Below are 18,006 nucleotides of genomic sequence, written 5' to 3'. Positions count from 1 at the left end.
TCCCATCGCCCCTACGAACTAAACGACAGCATTATCTATCAACTTCTTATTATTTTTCAATTATGATTCCCAAGGAGAAAAAGTAAAAACTAATCGAATTTAAGCTGTATCCATCCGGCTATGTCACCATCTTCAGCGATATATGAATCTAGATACCTTGTCCTGTTGGAATCGTAATTGAGGTAAAATTCATTGCCTGCATCGGAATAATTGGCTACTAAAAAAGATGTGGCATCGGGCAAAACCCAGGCTCTGAGATGTTGCTTCCCGTTTGATTCGATTGTTACTGCATTTCCATTCTCATTGATCAGCTTGCCGATTATGATATTTTGCTTTGTCGACCTGAAATCATTTGAGCCGTATTTATTTCCGTCTTTATTAAAACCGTGTACAGGTATCGTTCTTTGGCGGAGATAATCGGATTGAGTTTCTGGATAAAAGGCTTTTGCCGTTCCTTCGGTGCGACCGATATGGTCATCCGGATAGACACTCCATAATGATTTTCGTTTCCAATACAACGTATTATAGATGTCAGGAAGGTGGAAACCTATACCGATTTGGCGAATACTGTTACCAATCTTGAATATATTCAGAATATAATCGATTCTTAGCCTGTTGTTATTGTCGAAAGAATAAACGAGCTCAATCGGATTTTCTTCATATTTTCCACGGACAGTGATGGAAACACCCTTATCAGTCTGTTCGATGGACTCCGATTCAAATCTCCAATCCTTTAAAGGTTCTGAGGTAAAACCGAGGAATTTTCCGGTCTGTTCCTGCGGAATATAATCAATGACTTCGTATTCTTTCAGATGGGGTATTGCATACACCATTGCCGGTCCGGTAATGATGTGTTCTCCATTTTTCATTATTGAAACCAATGTTCCCGTTTTACGAGAGAACTCATATCGGATATTTTTTGAAATGATTTGATAGGATGTATCGGAAGAAAGAACCTGTACTTTCCCTTTTGTCAATCCGGGGATAGCATAATAAGGGGAATAGACTTTAGGGATTTTCCATGTCGATAAGTCAAAACCTCTTCGATCCCTTATGACGAGGGTTAGTGTATCCCCTTTTACAATGTGAGGTATACGAAGTGTTCCCTGCCTTCCGGGAAGAATGTCCGTTGTCACAACTCCTTGCTGTTTCATGTCTTTCCAGATAATATCCGTCTGATTTGTATTTAATGTATTATATCTGTTATCTAATGTAATCAATGTCTCGTTGCCGGATATTTCAAAATGTTTACTGGTGACAATGATAGGAGAGTAGCTCATTTTCATATGCCAGAATTCCGGTTTTTCTCTCCTGAATCCATCGACAACTCCCCAAGGACCGTATCCGCAAGGAGCATTTTCTTTGGGGTAGAATATCTCATCGGTACATCCCCAGATACCTAGTCCGGTGATGGAAGGTGACTCTTGGATAAAATCGACAAAATATTTAAGATAGTCTCCCCACATATCTCTTAGTCCCGGATCTGTTATGTTCTCGGAAGTATTGTAGCAATTCAGATGGAGGGCTTCCCCGAATATGATCGGGCGGAAGTAATTCTCGAAAGCCATTAGTCCTTTCCAACCCGGATAATGCTTAGTTCCGATATCTGTTGCTTTTATGATTCCGTGAGTTTCCGAATGGGAGAATTTGACCGGAATGCCGGATGCCAGTTCTTTAGCCAGTAGCAGGTTGTTGTAAAATTTAGGCTTCCATTCGCTTTCATTTCCTAAAGACCAAAGTAGAATGCAAGGGTGTGTCCGATCCCTGACTACCATTGACTTGAAACCGTAAAAGATTTGGCTGATCCTGTCATACGAATCTTTTCCGGACTCCCAGCAGACTGGTGCTTCATCTTCTACAAAGATACCGTATCGGTCACATAAGTCCAACATATAACTATCCGGAGGATAATGCGAAGTACGGATATAATTACAATTGGCATTCCGTAACTGTTCGATATCACGGCGTAAGGAAGCCGTGTCTTTAATGGCACGTCCTTCATAAGCGGAAATATCGTGACGAGAAACACCTCTTAATTTAACAGGGAGATTATTTACGTAAAGAATATTCTCTTTGATTTCTATTTTCCTGAATCCGAAATTTCTTTGTATGATCTCTACTTTTTCATTATTCTCAAAGAGAGAGACTTCAACAGTATATAAAAAAGGAGTTTCTGCATGCCATAGTTTAGGGGCATCGATAACGATGTTTTTCAACTGCTTAAACGTAGTTTTTTGCCGATAGATCTCTTTTGCCTCTTTGGATAATCCTTCGATACCTCTTTCCCTGATGATGATTTCGATTTTGGGATTTTTCTGTCTGCCGGATATTGAGAGGTGAGTATTTAATATGCCTTGCTTTAAATCATCAGATAATTGCGCTTCGCAATATAAATCGTTGATATACGTTTGTGGGATTGCAATCAATTCAACATTTCGTAATATTCCTCCGACTTGGTGCTTGGCATAATGGGATATTTTTGATATTCCGCTGGCTAACGATTCGCTACGTACATAGACCGTCAGCCGGTTTTTACCGGAAAGTAAGAAAGGGGTTAACTCTTTTTCAAATTGCGTCATCGAACCTGTATGTTCCCCTATATATTTCCCATTGAGGTATATCCGGCATTCGCTTTCAACAGCTCCGAAACGGATCAGTGTCTTTTGCTTTTTCCAATCGGCGGGGAGTTCGAACTCTTTGTAATATCCGGCCCATTTTCCGGGTTCAATCAGGTATGATTCCATATACCATTCCGATGGAACGCTGATTGGTTCCCATTTGAAATTCGGTTTGCTCACGTTGCCCGGAATGTTTTCTACATTACAGGCAAATAACCAATCGCCGTTCAATGAGTGTATGGGTTGGTTTACTCCTTTTACGTAGGAGGGTGATGGTGTGTGTGCCACCGAATGCTTTCGGTTTAAGCCGGCATATAACGTTTTGACTGTTTCGAAGGTGTAGACCTTGTCTGTCTGTGCCCATCCGCCGGCAGAGCTTAGGCTGAATGCCAGCAGGAGTAACCATTTTTGAAGATATCTTTTCTGAACAATCATATATTTTTCGATTAAAAATTCCTTGTTTATGCGAATCAGTGGTTGAAAATTAATGCTGGTTTATGGTTTAAAATGTCATAATTTTGATTGACTTATTGTTTTTTATTTTGTTGAAAATAAGTAAATCAGAATAATGATTACCTTTGTTCTTAATAATCAAAGTATCTTGTGTAACTCTTTGTTTTTTTCTTAATAAAAGGGTATCAAAACTAAAATGGCCTATCAAATTGTCAATTGTTGGGGTAGGGGGGGCTGCCCGAAGCAACGGTCACGACCTTGGAGGGGGAATACACAAAACAAACTGTTTTCGGGCGAGTAAACCTCGCCCTTATTGACAAAATAACAGCATTATCAACGGTTTGATACAATTCTCCAAAGGCTATAGTCTTAGTCTCACCACACCTTTTATGGAGTCACCTTTGCGTAAAGGCCTGTATCCTTTCTGTGCATGGGACACTAAATAAGTATCACGACCTGCATTATTATAATCAGCTACCAAAAAGCGTATATTGTTGCCATCTATCCAGGCACGGAAATGTTGCGTGCCGTCCGATAGTACCGATATTCTTTCTTTTCCGTTTCCACTTAATACGGCAGTATATATATTCTCTTTGGTTGAACGGAAAATATTGGAGCCGTTGGCTGTCTGGTCGAAAGACCATGCCGTTGTCGGTTCTTTAGAAGGTCCTGCCAGACCGGATACAGGCAATGTTTCATCAAAAGCTTTTGCTGTTCCTTCCAAAGCGCCGATATGATCTTTCGGGTAGGCATTCCAATATCCTTTACGTTTCCATTCCAATTGGTTATAGAAATGGGGAACGGTAAATACAAGTCCGGTTTGCCGGGGAGAAATATCTTGCAATAAAGTAAAATTGTATGATACAGTGATTTCTCCATCAGGGTAAAAACGATAGCTGAACTTGCCTTCTGCTTCTTTGTAACTTCCCAGGATATTGACTTCAATGACTTCTTTCATTGCAATACATTCTACTGATTGCGCCACCCAGTTTTGACAGACCGGATTGAATGGCGCAAAAGTCTGGTTTTTGCCTGTCATCTGTATGCCTTCACCTTCACCGTTCAAGGGGAGTACCATCAGTGAGGGAGATTGGTTCAACACACTTTTACCTTGGTGTGCAGCAGTCAGGAGTCCGTTGCGTTTGCTAATCTCAAACTGGTATTTTCCTGCATTTATCCGGATAAGGTCTTTCGATTCTTGGCAAGTGAGTTTGCCTGCCGGGTGTTTCGGGGATTGTGATTCATTGTTCTCGGGTAAGATACGGAAACAATAACGGTCAATTTCAAAGCCGCGGACTCCTGTGACGGTCAGGTTCAGCATCTCGGTATGGCGTAATGATTCCGGCAAGGTTATTTCCAATTCGCCTGCCGAACGGGGTGCGATGTCACCGGTGATATTACCTTCTTGTCCACCGGCTTCCCAGGTTATACGGCATTCTGCCAAGTTACTGAAAAGGTGGCGGTTTTCAACTTGGAACCGTATCTTTCCTTCATGGTCCATATTTCCTTTCAGGGAGATTTTAACGGGACTATATGCCTTTTTCATCCCCCAATATTCGGGCTTTTCGCGGCGCCAGCCGTCTATGGTTCCCCAAGTGCCGTAACCTACTGCTTTTTCGCCCGGCAGAAAGAAAGTGTCGTCAATCCCTACCCAGATGGCACCTCCTAAAACACCTTGACTGTGGTACATATCATTCCACATGGCGTCTAATAATTTTCCCCACATATTGCGCAAACCGGGATCTGCGGCAAGTTCCAGGCGGTTGTATGCGTTCAGGTGACAGAATTCGTCAAAAGTTACCGGGCGTTTATAGTGGCGGTATTTGTCGGGACCTTCCGGGCCGGGGTAATGATGGTTAGTTATTTCAAGCGTTCCTTCGTCGGCATCCGGTCCCCACTGGCTGAAAATGCGAGGACGGGTAGGATCCAGCTGTTTGACTGTTTCCGATGCTTGTTTGAAGTATTCCTTGAATTTCAGTGATTCGTTTCCCATAGACCACATCAGGATGGAAGGGTGGCTACGGTTCAGGTTTACCATTTCGACATGCTGGTTGACCAGCACGTCATAGTGCTTGTCGGCGGGTACATCCGCTTGGTGCGCCCAACAGAAGGGAGCTTCTACTTCGACAAACATACCCAGTTCGTCACAGGCTTCCAGCAGTGCTTCATCGGGTGGATAGTGGGAAGTGCGGATATAGTTCACATTGCCTCGACGGAATAGTTCGACATCTTTGCGCCATATATCATTGTTAAGTGAACGTCCGCGTAAGGGCATAACTTCGTGCCGGCAGACTCCACGGAGCTTTATGGGATGGTTGTTGACAAAGATTTGGTTGCCTCGGACTTCTATTTGTCGGAATCCTATGCGGCGGGTTGTGGCGGATAGGATTTTTTGCTTGTTTTTTAATTGGCACGTCAGGCTGTACAGATATGGGTGTTCGCTATCCCATTTTACCGGCTTGGTAACGGGAAGGGATATACTGATGGTTTCTGTTTTTCCATTGATGATTGTCGGTACCGGAGAGGAGGCGGATGGCAAGGGGATAATCTTTCCGGCGGCATCTTTCAGGATAAAGTTTACAGTCAGCCCATCTGCTTTTTCCTTTGATTCATTGGCAATGGTGATTTCTGCTTTAAGTATGGCATCGGTATAAGTGGAATCGAATGATGTAGTGGCATGGAACATGGAAAAATTTACTTCGGGCAAGGCAAACAAGTAAATGTCACGTGTGATTCCGCCCAATGGATGGACTGCGTAGTTGGAGGCATTGGAAGTTGCATCGGCTATGCTTTCCGAGGTAACGGAAAGGGCTATTTGGTTTGTTTTTCCATAAGTTACCAAATCGGTGACATCCAGCTCGAATGCTGTGAATCCGCCTAAATGGGAACCGGCTTTTTTTCCGTTGACAAACACTTTGCAATCACTGTACACAGCATTGCAACGTAACTTGATACGTTGACCTTTCCATGAGGCAGGTAGGGCGAAATTCCGGACATATCCGGCGGCTTCCCCTTTTTTAACTTCGAATCCTTGCATCACCCATTCGCCGGGCACTTGGATTGTATTCCAGTTTTTCACGTCTTCCGTTCCATTGAATCCGCTTTTGAGTGACGGATGGAAATACCATTCCCCGTTTAGTGAAATTTTTTGCCCTTGTATGGTGGCAGGCAGTGGGGAGAGGCGGGGGACTATTGTTTCTGTTGCTTTCCCGGATAATATTAACAGGAAGAGCAGACCAAGTGTAACTAAAACTTTTTTAAGCATGATTTTCTTTGTTTTGATGATATGCAAAAATAGGTAATACATAGGGAAAAAAGAAAGGGAACAGATGGGGAAGTGGGTGCAAAAAGGCGGTTATCGGAAGAAAAAATGTACAAAACGGAAATACACATTTCATTCTGTTGAAAATATGTGCATGGTTATCCGAAAAAAAAATAGCAAAGACCCGTTTAGGGGGCTTCCTGCAAGTATCCGTTATTTTAGGATTATATAATTTTCTTCATAAAGCTCATTTCGGATCAGCCCTGTTGTATCCGAAATCATTCTGTGGGGTGTAACGGTTGTAGTTGTCGTAGCGGATGAGGGGGAGATTGCCCTGTTAAGCGATCAGACTACTGCGGCTTATGTTTTCAAGCACTACTTTTTATTGAGTCTTGCTTTTAATTGATTTATAAAAATAATTCCGGCGTGAGGGCGTCTGAAAAGGGCATCTTCAAAAAATAGCCGCATAGACAAAAAGGAGATGTCACGACCTTGGGAGTAATACACAGAGCAAGTCTTTTCAGGCGGGCAAACCTCACCCCTACTAGCAAAGCAACAGCATTATTAACATTTTGATATAATCCCAAACAGTCAAAAGCCTGCGTATTGCCTTTGCTTTAAGCTATTAGATCTATGGTTGATTCTTTCGTAATTCGGAAATATAATTCCAATTTGTTTATCACAAAGTCATTGAATCATGTTGTTTGACAAAAGAATCTTGCCTTTTTTAATGAGTTTGTAACGAATAAATATATTCATATAACTTCTTATAGAACGGATGCTTAGTCAGCGTAGAGGCATCTCCCAATATAATAAGTTTCATGCGTGCACGTGTAATTGCTACATTCATTCGTCGCAAGTCATTTAGAAAACCAATTTGTCCCTCTTCATTTGCACGTACTAAACTGATGAGGATAACGTCTCGTTCCTGTCCCTGAAAACCATCTACCGTATTGATGGTGATAAGGTGTCGGTAAGGCTTGAAGAAAGCATCTCGTTTTATCAGTTGACGGAGATATTGTACTTGTGCTTTATAAGGAGAAATCAGTCCCACATCAATCCGTTCTTCCAGAAAACGGTCTTTACCTATTTTATTGATATAGTTGGTAAGTTGGGAAATGGAGAGTGCCGCCTCCTCTTTATTGATACGGCCGAAGCTTTCACCCACAAACTCTTCGTTGCATTCCATTCCTTCTGTATTTATCCATTCTATCGGTGTGTCATAGTCCAATATACTCCGATATTTTACTTCGGGAGCTGATTTCAGTTCACCCTGATAGAACCATTCTGAAGAGAAACGCATAATTTCGTCATTCATTCTATATTGTACCTTTAACAAGGATACAGTGTCGGGTTTGTTGTCTGCAATCTCCTGCATCAGTGTCCGGTCTAATCCTCCACGAGCTGCTTCCATGCATTTAATGGTAGGAGGAAGCTGGCAATAATCACCGGCCAGAATGACACGGTCTGCTTTGCGTATGGCAATCCAGCAGGCAGGCTCTAGAGCTTGTGCGGCTTCGTCTATGAATAAGGTACTGAATTTGCGTCCTGTCAATATTCTGTTGGCGGAACTTACCAGTGTGCAGGCTATCACACGTGCTTCGCCGAACAATGCTTCGTTGATGCGAATTTCCAGTTCGGTGGCACGGTCTTTCAGTGAGTTTATTTTCTGTCGGATATTCTCACGCTCCGCTCCTTTGCGCGAACGTCCGTAGAGCTCGCGTATTGCTTTTCGGATACTCCATAATTGCGGATAATCGGGATGGCTTTCAAAACGGCGTTCATAGGTAAAAGCAAGCATTTTGTCATTGACGCGGGTGGGATTACCAATACGGAGAACGGGAACGCCCCGGTCCACCAGTTTCTCGCTAATCCAGTCTACAGCCATATTGCTTTGTGCGCAAACCATCACTTGATTTTCCCGGTGAAGGGTCTCGTAAATGGCTTCTACCAATGTGGTAGTCTTACCGGTTCCGGGCGGACCGTGGACTATAGCAACATCTTTGGCATGCATCACTTTATTTACTGCTTCCTCCTGCGTATTGTTTAACCAAGGGAAACGGGTGAAGCAGAAACTGAAAGTTTCCGCCTTTTGGTTGCCATGAAAAATCTCACGTAACTCTGCCAGACGATTCCCTTTTGCCTTGAGGACTTGTCCCAACGCTTCGAACATCAACCGGTAACTGGTTTCATCAAAATAAAGCTGTACTCCCAATTGTCGCTCGGTTGCCTGTATGCTGAGCAATGCATCTGCCGAGGGGAGAACGATTACCATTCGGTCTTCGTTCACGTAGTTGACAGTTGCCGTAAAATTGAAATAATGTAATTGGCCTGATGCATTTTGCGTAAAAAAGCATACCGGACGGCCGAATTCAAATACATGTTCTATGTCTTTGTCTTCTTGCCTTTCAACTTCTACAACCAATTGGTTCAATGAGTTATAATAGCTTCTGCCTGCCGATATAGGATACCAGCACATACCCCGTTTCACTTTGCGCTCAATGCCCATTGCTTCAGTCTGTTGCCTGAAAGTCTCTTTTTCGTAATCATATTCTAATTTTAGTAACAACTCTTTGCGTTGTAGTTTGTTAATTATATTAGAAAGGGGTATATGTTGGTTCATAATGATGCTTTTTTCTATAAGAATTGCAAAGATAATAATAATCCTTTAGGTAGGACTTTATGTTTTATTTTGTTAAATGTATTATAGATAACACAAGAATTCAAATATTATTCCTATATTGCCAAAAATAAAATAGATTTAAAACTGTAATAATTATAAATAGTAAAAGGTATGGTATATGACTTGGACATGTTAAGGGGCTTTTATGCTTCTTTCGAAAAGAAGATAGGTCGGGTAAGAGCCGTGTTGCAGCGTCCGCTGACATTGGCTGAGAAAATTCTGTATACACATCTTTATGATGATGCTCAACTGAAGAATTATGAACGTGGCGAGGATTATGTGAATTTCCGTCCCGACCGCGTGGCTATGCAAGACGCGACGGCGCAAATGGCATTGTTGCAATTTATCAATGCAGGAAAGGATTCCGCTGCCGTACCTTCTACCGTGCATTGTGACCACTTGATCCAGGCATATAAAGGCGCCGGACCGGATATTGCGACGGCAACAGAAACCAACCGTGAGGTATACGATTTCTTACGAGATGTTTCTTCGCGTTTCGGTATCGGGTTTTGGAAACCGGGAGCAGGAATCATTCATCAGGTGGTACTCGAAAACTATGCTTTTCCCGGGGGAATGATGGTGGGGACGGATTCTCATACTCCCAATGCCGGAGGATTGGGAATGGTGGCAATCGGAGTCGGTGGTGCCGATGCTGTGGATGTAATGACCGGTATGGAATGGGAGTTAAAGATGCCGAAACTGATTGGAGTTCATTTGACCGGAAGCTTGAACGGATGGGCTTCGCCAAAGGATGTGATTTTGAAATTGGCCGGTATTCTGACCGTGAAAGGTGGAACGAATGCCATTATAGAATATTTTGGAGAAGGGACAGCTTCACTTTCGGCAACCGGTAAGGCTACTATTTGCAATATGGGTGCAGAAGTGGGGGCTACCACATCCTTGTTCCCCTATGACGACCGGATGGCTGTGTATCTGAAAGCTACCGGAAGAGAGTCTGTAGCAGAGATGGCCGGAAAAGTAGCAAATGATTTACGTGCCGATGCTGAGGTTGTTGCCAATCCTTCTGCTTTCTACGACCGTGTGATTGAAATTAATTTGTCCGAGTTGGAACCTTATATCAACGGGCCGTTTACACCGGATGCCGCAACACCTATTTCAGAGTTTGCTGAAAAGGTATTGGTTAATGGTTATCCGCGTAAGATGGAAGTCGGGCTGATAGGTTCATGTACCAATTCATCTTATCAGGATTTAAGTCGGGCTGCTTCCATTGCCCGTCAGGTAGCTGAAAAACATTTGGCTGTGGCTGCTCCTTTGATTGTCAATCCGGGTTCTGAACAGATTCGAGCCACCGCCGAGCGTGACGGGATGATTGATGCTTTCCAACAGATTGGGGCTACTATTATGGCGAATGCTTGCGGTCCGTGCATCGGACAGTGGAAACGCCATACCGATGATCCTGTCCGCAAAAACTCGATTGTCACTTCTTTTAACCGTAATTTTGCCAAACGTGCCGATGGTAATCCGAATACACATGCATTTGTGGCTTCTCCTGAATTGGTATTGGCTCTGACTATTGCCGGTGATTTATGTTTCAATCCGTTGAAGGATGCTTTGATTAATCAGGACGGTGAGAAGGTGAAACTGAGAGTTCCGGAAGGGGATGAATTGCCGTCGGCAGGTTTCACTCAAGGTAATTCCGGTTATTTGGCTCCTGCCGGTGCACAGGTAGAAATTAAGGTGAATCCCGAATCACAGCGTTTGCAGTTATTGGCTCCGTTTCCGGCATGGGATGGAAAGGATTTTACGGATATGCCTTTACTGATTAAGGCTCAAGGTAAATGTACCACAGACCATATTTCGATGGCAGGCCCGTGGCTGCGTTTCCGTGGTCATCTGGAAAATATTTCGGATAATATGCTGATGGGGGCGGTGAACGCTTTCAATGGTGAAACGAACAAGGTGTGGAACCGATTGACAAATACCTATGAGAGTGTATCGGGCGCGGCTAAGCAGTATAAAGCGCAAGGCATCGGGTCTATGGTAGTTGCGGAGGAAAATTATGGAGAAGGTTCCAGTCGTGAACATGCTGCTATGGAGCCTCGTTTTCTGAATGTAAAGGTTATTCTAGCGAAGAGTTTTGCCCGCATCCATGAAACGAATCTGAAGAAGCAGGGAATGTTGGCGGTGACTTTTATAGACAAAGCGGACTATGACAAGATTCAAGAACATGATTTGATTACCGTCAGCGGATTGGCGGACTTTGCTCCCGGAAGAAATCTGACTGTGACTTTACACCATGAAGATGGCACTCAGGATGGTTTTGAAGTACAGCATACTTATAATGAACAGCAGATAGGTTGGTTCCGTGCCGGCTCTGCTTTAAATGCAAGATAAAAGATGAAAAAGACAGTACCTTATATTACAGGAGACGGAGTGGGAGCAGAAATTACTCCCGCTATGCAAGCCATAGTGAATGCGGCCGTGAAGAAGGCGTATGGCAATGAACATGAAATAGAATGGATGGAAGTACTGGCAGGTGAACGTGCTTTCAACGAAACAGGTTCCTGGTTGCCGGATGAGACGATGGAGGCTTTCAAGAAATATGGTGTGGGCATAAAAGGTCCGTTGACTACTCCCGTAGGAGGTGGTATCCGTTCCTTGAATGTGGCTTTGCGCCAGACGCTGGATCTGTATGTGTGTCTGCGCCCCGTACGCTGGTTCCGTGGGGTGGTATCCCCGGTAAAAGAGCCTCAGAAGGTGGATATGCATATTTTCCGCGAAAATACGGAAGATATTTATGCAGGTATAGAATGGGAAGCAGGTACGCCGGAAGCTGAGAAGTTCTATCGTTTTCTGCATGATGAAATGGGAGTGGCTAAAGTGCGCTTTCCCGAATCTTCTTCATTTGGCGTGAAACCGGTGTCCAAAGAAGGAACGGAACGTCTGGTACGTGCGGCATGTAAATATGCTTTGGAGCATGGCTTGCCGTCAGTGACGTTGGTGCATAAAGGAAATATCATGAAGTTTACTGAAGGCGGCTTCAAGAAATGGGGATATGAACTGGCGGAACGTGAATTTGGCGATGCCATTGCGTCAGGCAAGTTGGTGATAAAAGACTGCATAGCCGATGCATTCTTGCAGAATACGTTATTGATTCCCGAAGAATATTCGGTGGTGGCTACCTTGAATTTGAACGGAGATTATATCTCGGATCAGTTGGCTGCCATGGTAGGCGGCATCGGAATTGCTCCTGGAGCGAACATCAATTACAATACCGGTCATGCCATTTTTGAAGCGACTCACGGTACGGCTCCCAATATTGCCGGAAAGGATGTGGTGAATCCTTGTTCATTAATCCTCTCGGCTGTCATGATGTTGGAACATTTTGGCTGGAATAAGGCGGCAGAGCTGATAGTGAATGCCTTGGAATCCAGTTTTGGCGAGGAACGTGCCACACATGACCTTGCCCGTTTTATGCCCGGAGGTGTCTCGCTTGGCACGTCGGCATTTACAAAAGAAATAATAGAAAGAATAAACTCCTAAAAACTCACGGATATGAAGAAAGAATATATCATTTACAAACTCTCCGAGGATATGAAGAATGCAACCCGGATTGAGAACGAATTGTTCAAGAAGTTTGATGTAAAGCGCGGATTGCGTAACGAAGATGGCACCGGTGTTTTGGTAGGGTTGACCAAGATAGGCAATGTAGTAGGGTATGAACGTATTCCCGGCGGAGGATTGAAGCCGATTCCCGGCAAACTTTTCTATCGTGGGTATGATTTGGAAGATTTGGCACATAGCATTATTAAAGAGAAGCGTTTTGGTTTTGAGGAGGTGGCTTATCTGTTATTGTCCGGTCATTTGCCTGACAAGGAAGAGTTGGTGTCTTTCTGTGAGTTGATTAATGACAATACTCCGTTGGAACAGAAGACCAAAATGAATATCATTGAGTTGGAGGGAAATAACATTATGAACATTCTGGCCCGTAGCGTGCTTGAAATGTACCGTTTTGACCCGCAGGCGGATGATACTTCGCGTGATAACCTGATGCGTCAGAGTATTGACTTGATATCCAAGTTCCCGACCATTATTGCATACGCTTATAACATGTTGCGCCATGCCACGTATGGTCGTTCGTTGCATATCCGTCATCCGCGTGAAAAACTGTCTATCGCAGAAAACTTCCTGTATATGTTGAAAAAGGATTATACGGAACTTGATGCGCGCACGCTTGATTTGCTGTTGGTACTTCAGGCTGAACACGGAGGTGGTAATAACTCTACTTTTACCGTCCGTGTAGTTTCGTCCAGCCGTACGGATACTTATTCGGCCATCGCCGCAGGTATCGGCTCGTTGAAAGGTCCGCTTCATGGAGGAGCAAATATCCAAGTGGCGGATATGTTCCATCATTTGCAGGAAAATATCAAGGATTGGACCAATGTGGATGAAATTGATACTTACTTTACCCGTATGTTGAATAAGGAAGCGTATGATAAGTCCGGTCTGATTTATGGTATCGGCCATGCGGTCTATACGATATCCGATCCTCGTGCTATTTTGTTGAAAGAATTGGCTCGTGACTTGGCAAAAGAAAAAGGTAAGGAAGAAGAGTTTGCTTTCCTGGAATTGTTGGAAGAACGTGCCATCGCTATGTTCGGAAAGATTAAGAATAACGGCAAGACTGTTTCCAGCAATATCGATTTCTATTCAGGTTTCGTATATGAAATGATTGGTCTGCCACAGGAAATATTTACACCTTTGTTTGCGATGGCTCGTATCGTGGGGTGGTGTGCACACCGCAATGAGGAGCTGAATTTTGAAGGAAAACGCATTATTCGTCCGGCATACAAGAATGTGTTGGAAGAACTGGAATATGTGCCTTTGAAGCAGAGGTAATTGGCAAGCACGGATAACATGGGTTTACACGGATTTTTCTGTGAAATTCATGTTATCCGTGTCTGAAGAATAATATCATCGATGGTTTTACTGTCACTTTCTCGCATTTTATAGTCTTTTTCCACAAAAACTATCTAAAATATTTCTCCTCTCTCGAATTTTCTTTAAATTTGTTAGTGACTAACTAAATCTAATAAAAGGAGGACCGAGTATGGAACAACAGACTTTTGACTTATTACTTCTGACAATGTCTGCATTAGCGGTTGTTGTTTTTGCAGCCCTTTATTATGTACGTGCCGGCTATGGTATGTTCCAAACTTCCAAATGGGGAATTTCGTTAAACAATAAACTAGGTTGGATATTGATGGAAGCGCCGGTGTTTTTCGTCATGCTCTATTTATGGTGGAATAGCAGTGTGCGTTGTAGCGCTGTGCCTCTTGTCTTTTTCCTACTCTTTGAACTGCATTATTTCCAGCGTGCCTTTATATTCCCTTTCTTGATGAAAGGAAAGAGCCGGATGCCTATTGCCATTATGTTGATGGGAGTGGTATTCAATGTGTTGAATGGTTTTATGCAGGGCGAGTGGCTTTTCTATCTTGCTCCCGAAGGACTTTATTCGGATGCATGGCTTAATACTTCTTCTTTTTGGGCAGGACTGGTTCTGTTTTTTGCAGGTATGGGAATTAATATTCATTCGGACAGTGTGATCCGTCATTTACGTAAACCGGGCGATACTCGTCATTATTTGCCACAGAAAGGAATGTATCGGTATGTCACGTCAGGTAATTATTTCGGAGAATTATTGGAATGGGTAGGTTTTGCCGTACTGACTTGCTCACCGGCTGCTTGGGTATTTGTTCTGTGGACATTTGCTAATTTGGCTCCGCGTGCCAATTCGATTCGCAATCGTTATCGAGAAGAGTTTGGAGCACAGGCTGTGGGTGGCAGAAAACGAATGATTCCTTTTGTTTATTAACCGATTAGACTATAAAATTATAAAAGTCATGATAGATTCTAAACTATTTACTCCGGCATCCATCGGGCCGCTTACTTTGAGAAATCGTACGATTCGTTCGGCGGCTTTTGAAAGCATGTGTCCGGGCAATGTACCTTCACAACAGTTATTGGACTATCATCGTTCGGTAGCGGCCGGGGGAGTAGGAATGACTACAATCGCTTATGCTGCTGTAGCTCAAAGCGGTTTGTCTTTTGACCGACAGCTGTGGATGCGCCCTGAGATAGTGCCGGGGTTGAAAGACATAACCGATGCCATCCATAAGGAGGGTGCGGCAGCCGGTATTCAGTTGGGACATTGCGGAAACATGTCTCATAAAAGTATTTGTGGGGTAACTCCCGTAGGAGCTTCTTCCGGTTTCAATCTTTATTCTCCTACATTTGTACGCGGTTTGCGTAAGGACGAACTTCCGGCGATGGCAAAAGCTTATGGTCGTTCTGTCAATTTAGCACGTGAGGCCGGCTTTGATGCAGTGGAAATTCATGCCGGACATGGATATCTCATCAGTCAGTTTCTCTCTCCTTATACCAATCACCGTAAAGACGAGTATGGCGGTTCGTTGGAGAATCGTATGCGTTTTATGGATATGGTAATGGAAGAGGTGATGCAGGCTGCAGGTAGCGATATGGCAGTATTGGTGAAAATGAATATGCGTGATGGCTTTAAGGGAGGTATGGAAATAGACGAGACCATGCAGGTAGCCAAGCGGTTGGTGCAAGATGGTGCACAGGCGTTGGTCTTGAGTGGAGGTTTTGTAAGTAAAGCTCCAATGTATGTCATGCGCGGTGAAATGCCTATCAAAACGATGACTCATTATATGAATTGCTGGTGGCTGAAATATGGAGTAAGAATGGCAGGCAAATGGATGATTCCGGCCGTACCTTTCAAAGAGGCCTATTTCTTGGAAGATGCTCTGAAATTCAGAACCGAAATAAAGGATATTCCGTTAGTATATGTCGGTGGGTTGGTTTCGCGTGAAAAGATTGATGAGGTATTGAATCATGGTTTTGAATTTGTGCAGATGGCGCGTGCTTTGCTTAATGAACCCGGTTTTGTCAATCGTATGCGTGAAGAAGAAAAAGCGCGGTGTAACTGTAAGCATAGTAACTATTGTATAGCACGAATGTACACTATTGAAATGGCTTGCCACCAGCACTTGCGGGAAGAGCTGCCGGCAAGTTTGAAAAAAGAAATTGAAAAATTGGAGAAGAAATAAGTGTTTATATATAAAAGCAAGAGTGGAAAAATGAGTAAATTAGCTGTTATAACCGGTGCCGACGGAGGAATGGGAAAGGAAATAACTCGTGCCGTAGCCGAGGCAGGGTATCATGTCATTATGTTGTGTTATACTCTTTTTAAAGGAGAAGAACGTAAGAATCAGATGATATTGGAAACAGGAAACAAGGAGATAGAAGTACGTCAGGTCGATCTGTCTTCTATGGCGTCTGTTATCAATGTTGCAGACGGACTGTTGGGGCGTGGAAAACATATTGACCTTTTGATGAATAATGCCGGAACAATGAGTACTCATTTGATGCAGACTGAAGACGGGCTGGAAAGAACAGTGGCGGTGAATTATGTTGCTCCTTTTCTTTTGACTATGAGATTATTGCCTTTGATGGGAAAAGGAAGCCGTATTGTCAATATGGTTTCGTGTACTTATTCACTTGGGCATATCACGTCCGATTTTTTTTCCCGCGGAAAGTCAGGTAGCTTTTGGCGTATTCCTATTTATAGCAATACCAAGTTGGCTTTGTGGCTGTTTACGCGTGAGTTGTCGGAAAGGGTGAAAGACAGCGGAATTACAGTCAATGCCGCCGATCCGGGAATTGTTTCTACCAATATCATCCGTATGGATATGTGGTTTGATAAACTGACAGATTGGTTTTTTCGTCCTTGCATCCGTACTCCTAAAGAAGGTGCGGCAACAGCTATTCACTTATTGCTTGATGAAGAAGTGTCGGAGGTGACCGGACAAATGTTTGCTTCTTGCAAACCGAAAAAAGTAAAAGATAAATTTATGAATCATCCGCAGGCCAAACAACTTTGGGAGGACACGGAGAAATATATAGAGCAGCTTCGTTTGGAAGAGTCAATTATATAAATCTCCGAGTTGGGGGATTGCAACAACTATGGTTAGTGCCTGTCTTTTTGAACCGTTTGTTCAGCCAGCATCTGTTCGCGGCTCTTGCTTTGAGTGACGATGTACACTCCTAAGAATACCAATACGACGGCCAGTCCTTTTGCCGGTCCGAAAGTACCCATGCCCAATAAAATAGAGACAGAAGTACCGACAATCGGTTGTACATAGTTATACATACTGATAACGGTCGGACGCAATGTCTTTTGTCCTATCATCATTAAAATATAGGCAAAGAATGTGCCTCCCAAGATAACAAAAAGGACGCAGCCCCACGTGGTGGTGGATATCTCGTTAAATTGAATAGCCGAAACTTCGTGATAGGAGAATGGAATAAAGCAGATGGCGGCATATGTGAACATCCATTTCATTAATGTGAAGATATTATATCTGCTGATTAATCCTTTAAAGATAGCCAGATAAAAAGAAAAACTTATCTGAGCAGCCAAGCACAACAAGTCTCCCGGAATGCTTCCGGCCTTATCATCTGTGGAACCTTGACTACTCATAATCAAAGTTAAAGCCCCAATGGAGCCTAAGAAGATGCCGATTACTTTCTTTCCGGTTACCGGTTCCTTCAAATAAATGGCTGCAACAATCATGGTTGCAATCGGTGCGGTGGTTGTTACGATGGAAGCATCGATGGGAGAGGTCAGTGATAACCCGAACGTAAAACAACCTTGATTAAATACGATACCCAATAGTCCGGCAAAGAACAACATCATCAAGTCATGAGGCTTTACTTGTTCTTTGGGTGCGAAAATAGATGCAATCCAAAAACAGACTGCTCCTCCCGTCATTCGAAAAGTTGCCAGTGAAAGTCCTGAAATTCCGTTCTCTAAAGCTGTTTTGCCGATAGGAGACATTAATCCCCACATTATGGCAGCGCCTAGCAATGCCAAATGTCCTTTATACTTCTGAATAGCCATATCTTTTTTACCTTAAATAACAGTACAAATGTAGGTGTTTCTTTTT

Annotated in this window: 10 protein-coding genes; 6 read left to right on the top strand and 4 right to left on the bottom strand. The window is 43.4% G+C overall.

Annotation, left to right across the window (positions count from 1 at the left end; all coding sequences use genetic code 11):
* Positions 1–89: 89 nt before the first annotated feature.
* From HMPREF1534_RS08075 to HMPREF1534_RS08085, 3 genes are all read right to left on the bottom strand, one after another.
* A complete protein-coding gene (locus tag HMPREF1534_RS08075) occupies positions 90–3,053 on the bottom strand; it encodes a glycoside hydrolase family 2 protein (protein WP_005941028.1) in 2,964 nt (987 codons plus the stop codon).
* A gap of 379 nt (positions 3,054–3,432) precedes the next feature.
* Positions 3,433–6,336, bottom strand: a complete 2,904-nt coding sequence (locus tag HMPREF1534_RS08080) for a glycoside hydrolase family 2 (protein WP_005941026.1) — start codon at positions 6,334–6,336, stop codon at positions 3,433–3,435.
* A gap of 724 nt (positions 6,337–7,060) precedes the next feature.
* Positions 7,061–8,956, bottom strand: a complete 1,896-nt coding sequence (locus HMPREF1534_RS08085; protein WP_005941017.1) for an AAA domain-containing protein — start codon at positions 8,954–8,956, stop codon at positions 7,061–7,063.
* Between the two features lie 171 nt (positions 8,957–9,127).
* Here HMPREF1534_RS08085 and HMPREF1534_RS08090 point away from each other — a divergent pair, with 171 nt between their 5' ends.
* The 6 genes from HMPREF1534_RS08090 to HMPREF1534_RS08115 all read left to right on the top strand — a co-directional run bounded on the left by HMPREF1534_RS08090 (position 9,128) and on the right by HMPREF1534_RS08115 (position 16,995).
* Positions 9,128–11,371, top strand: a complete 2,244-nt coding sequence (locus HMPREF1534_RS08090) for an aconitate hydratase (RefSeq protein ID WP_005941014.1) — start codon at positions 9,128–9,130, stop codon at positions 11,369–11,371.
* A gap of 3 nt (positions 11,372–11,374) precedes the next feature.
* On the top strand, positions 11,375–12,520 hold the full coding sequence (icd, locus tag HMPREF1534_RS08095) for an NADP-dependent isocitrate dehydrogenase (protein ID WP_005941011.1): 1,146 nt from the start codon (positions 11,375–11,377) through the stop codon (positions 12,518–12,520).
* 12 nt (positions 12,521–12,532) lie between these two features.
* A complete protein-coding gene (locus tag HMPREF1534_RS08100) occupies positions 12,533–13,876 on the top strand; it encodes a citrate/2-methylcitrate synthase (protein WP_005941009.1) in 1,344 nt (447 codons plus the stop codon).
* Positions 13,877–14,087: 211 nt separating this feature from the next.
* Positions 14,088–14,852, top strand: coding sequence for a DUF1295 domain-containing protein (locus HMPREF1534_RS08105; protein ID WP_005941007.1), 765 nt, complete (start codon positions 14,088–14,090; stop codon positions 14,850–14,852).
* Positions 14,853–14,880: 28 nt separating this feature from the next.
* Positions 14,881–16,107 carry an NADH:flavin oxidoreductase gene (locus HMPREF1534_RS08110; protein ID WP_005941006.1) on the top strand — a complete coding sequence of 409 codons (1,227 nt, stop codon included), beginning with the start codon at positions 14,881–14,883 and terminating at the stop codon, positions 16,105–16,107.
* 30 nt (positions 16,108–16,137) lie between these two features.
* Positions 16,138–16,995 carry an SDR family oxidoreductase gene (locus HMPREF1534_RS08115; protein WP_005941004.1) on the top strand — a complete coding sequence of 286 codons (858 nt, stop codon included), beginning with the start codon at positions 16,138–16,140 and terminating at the stop codon, positions 16,993–16,995.
* A gap of 32 nt (positions 16,996–17,027) precedes the next feature.
* Here the strand turns inward: HMPREF1534_RS08115 and HMPREF1534_RS08120 are convergent, their stop codons facing one another.
* Positions 17,028–17,960, bottom strand: coding sequence for a DMT family transporter (locus tag HMPREF1534_RS08120; protein ID WP_005941002.1), 933 nt, complete (start codon positions 17,958–17,960; stop codon positions 17,028–17,030).
* Between the last annotated feature and the right edge of the window lie 46 nt (positions 17,961–18,006).

Source organism: Phocaeicola massiliensis B84634 = Timone 84634 = DSM 17679 = JCM 13223, from assembly GCF_000382445.1.
GTDB classification, from domain to species: Bacteria; Bacteroidota; Bacteroidia; order Bacteroidales; family Bacteroidaceae; genus Phocaeicola; species Phocaeicola massiliensis.
The sequence above is the reverse complement of the archived record's forward strand: the minus strand, read 5'-3'. Positions and strand labels throughout refer to the sequence as shown.

Excerpts from the sequence above, each read along its gene's own strand:
- HMPREF1534_RS08090 (WP_005941014.1), top strand. The coding sequence starts at position 9,128 with ATGGTATATGACTTGGACATGTTAAGGGGCTTTTATGCTTCTTTCGAA.
- HMPREF1534_RS08075 (WP_005941028.1), bottom strand. The coding sequence starts at position 3,053 with ATGATTGTTCAGAAAAGATATCTTCAAAAATGGTTACTCCTGCTGGCA.
- HMPREF1534_RS08100 (WP_005941009.1), top strand. The coding sequence starts at position 12,533 with ATGAAGAAAGAATATATCATTTACAAACTCTCCGAGGATATGAAGAAT.
- icd (WP_005941011.1), top strand. The coding sequence starts at position 11,375 with ATGAAAAAGACAGTACCTTATATTACAGGAGACGGAGTGGGAGCAGAA.
- HMPREF1534_RS08120 (WP_005941002.1), bottom strand. The coding sequence starts at position 17,960 with ATGGCTATTCAGAAGTATAAAGGACATTTGGCATTGCTAGGCGCTGCC.
- HMPREF1534_RS08080 (WP_005941026.1), bottom strand. The coding sequence starts at position 6,336 with ATGCTTAAAAAAGTTTTAGTTACACTTGGTCTGCTCTTCCTGTTAATA.
- HMPREF1534_RS08110 (WP_005941006.1), top strand. The coding sequence starts at position 14,881 with ATGATAGATTCTAAACTATTTACTCCGGCATCCATCGGGCCGCTTACT.
- HMPREF1534_RS08115 (WP_005941004.1), top strand. The coding sequence starts at position 16,138 with ATGAGTAAATTAGCTGTTATAACCGGTGCCGACGGAGGAATGGGAAAG.
- HMPREF1534_RS08085 (WP_005941017.1), bottom strand. The coding sequence starts at position 8,956 with ATGAACCAACATATACCCCTTTCTAATATAATTAACAAACTACAACGC.
- HMPREF1534_RS08105 (WP_005941007.1), top strand. The coding sequence starts at position 14,088 with ATGGAACAACAGACTTTTGACTTATTACTTCTGACAATGTCTGCATTA.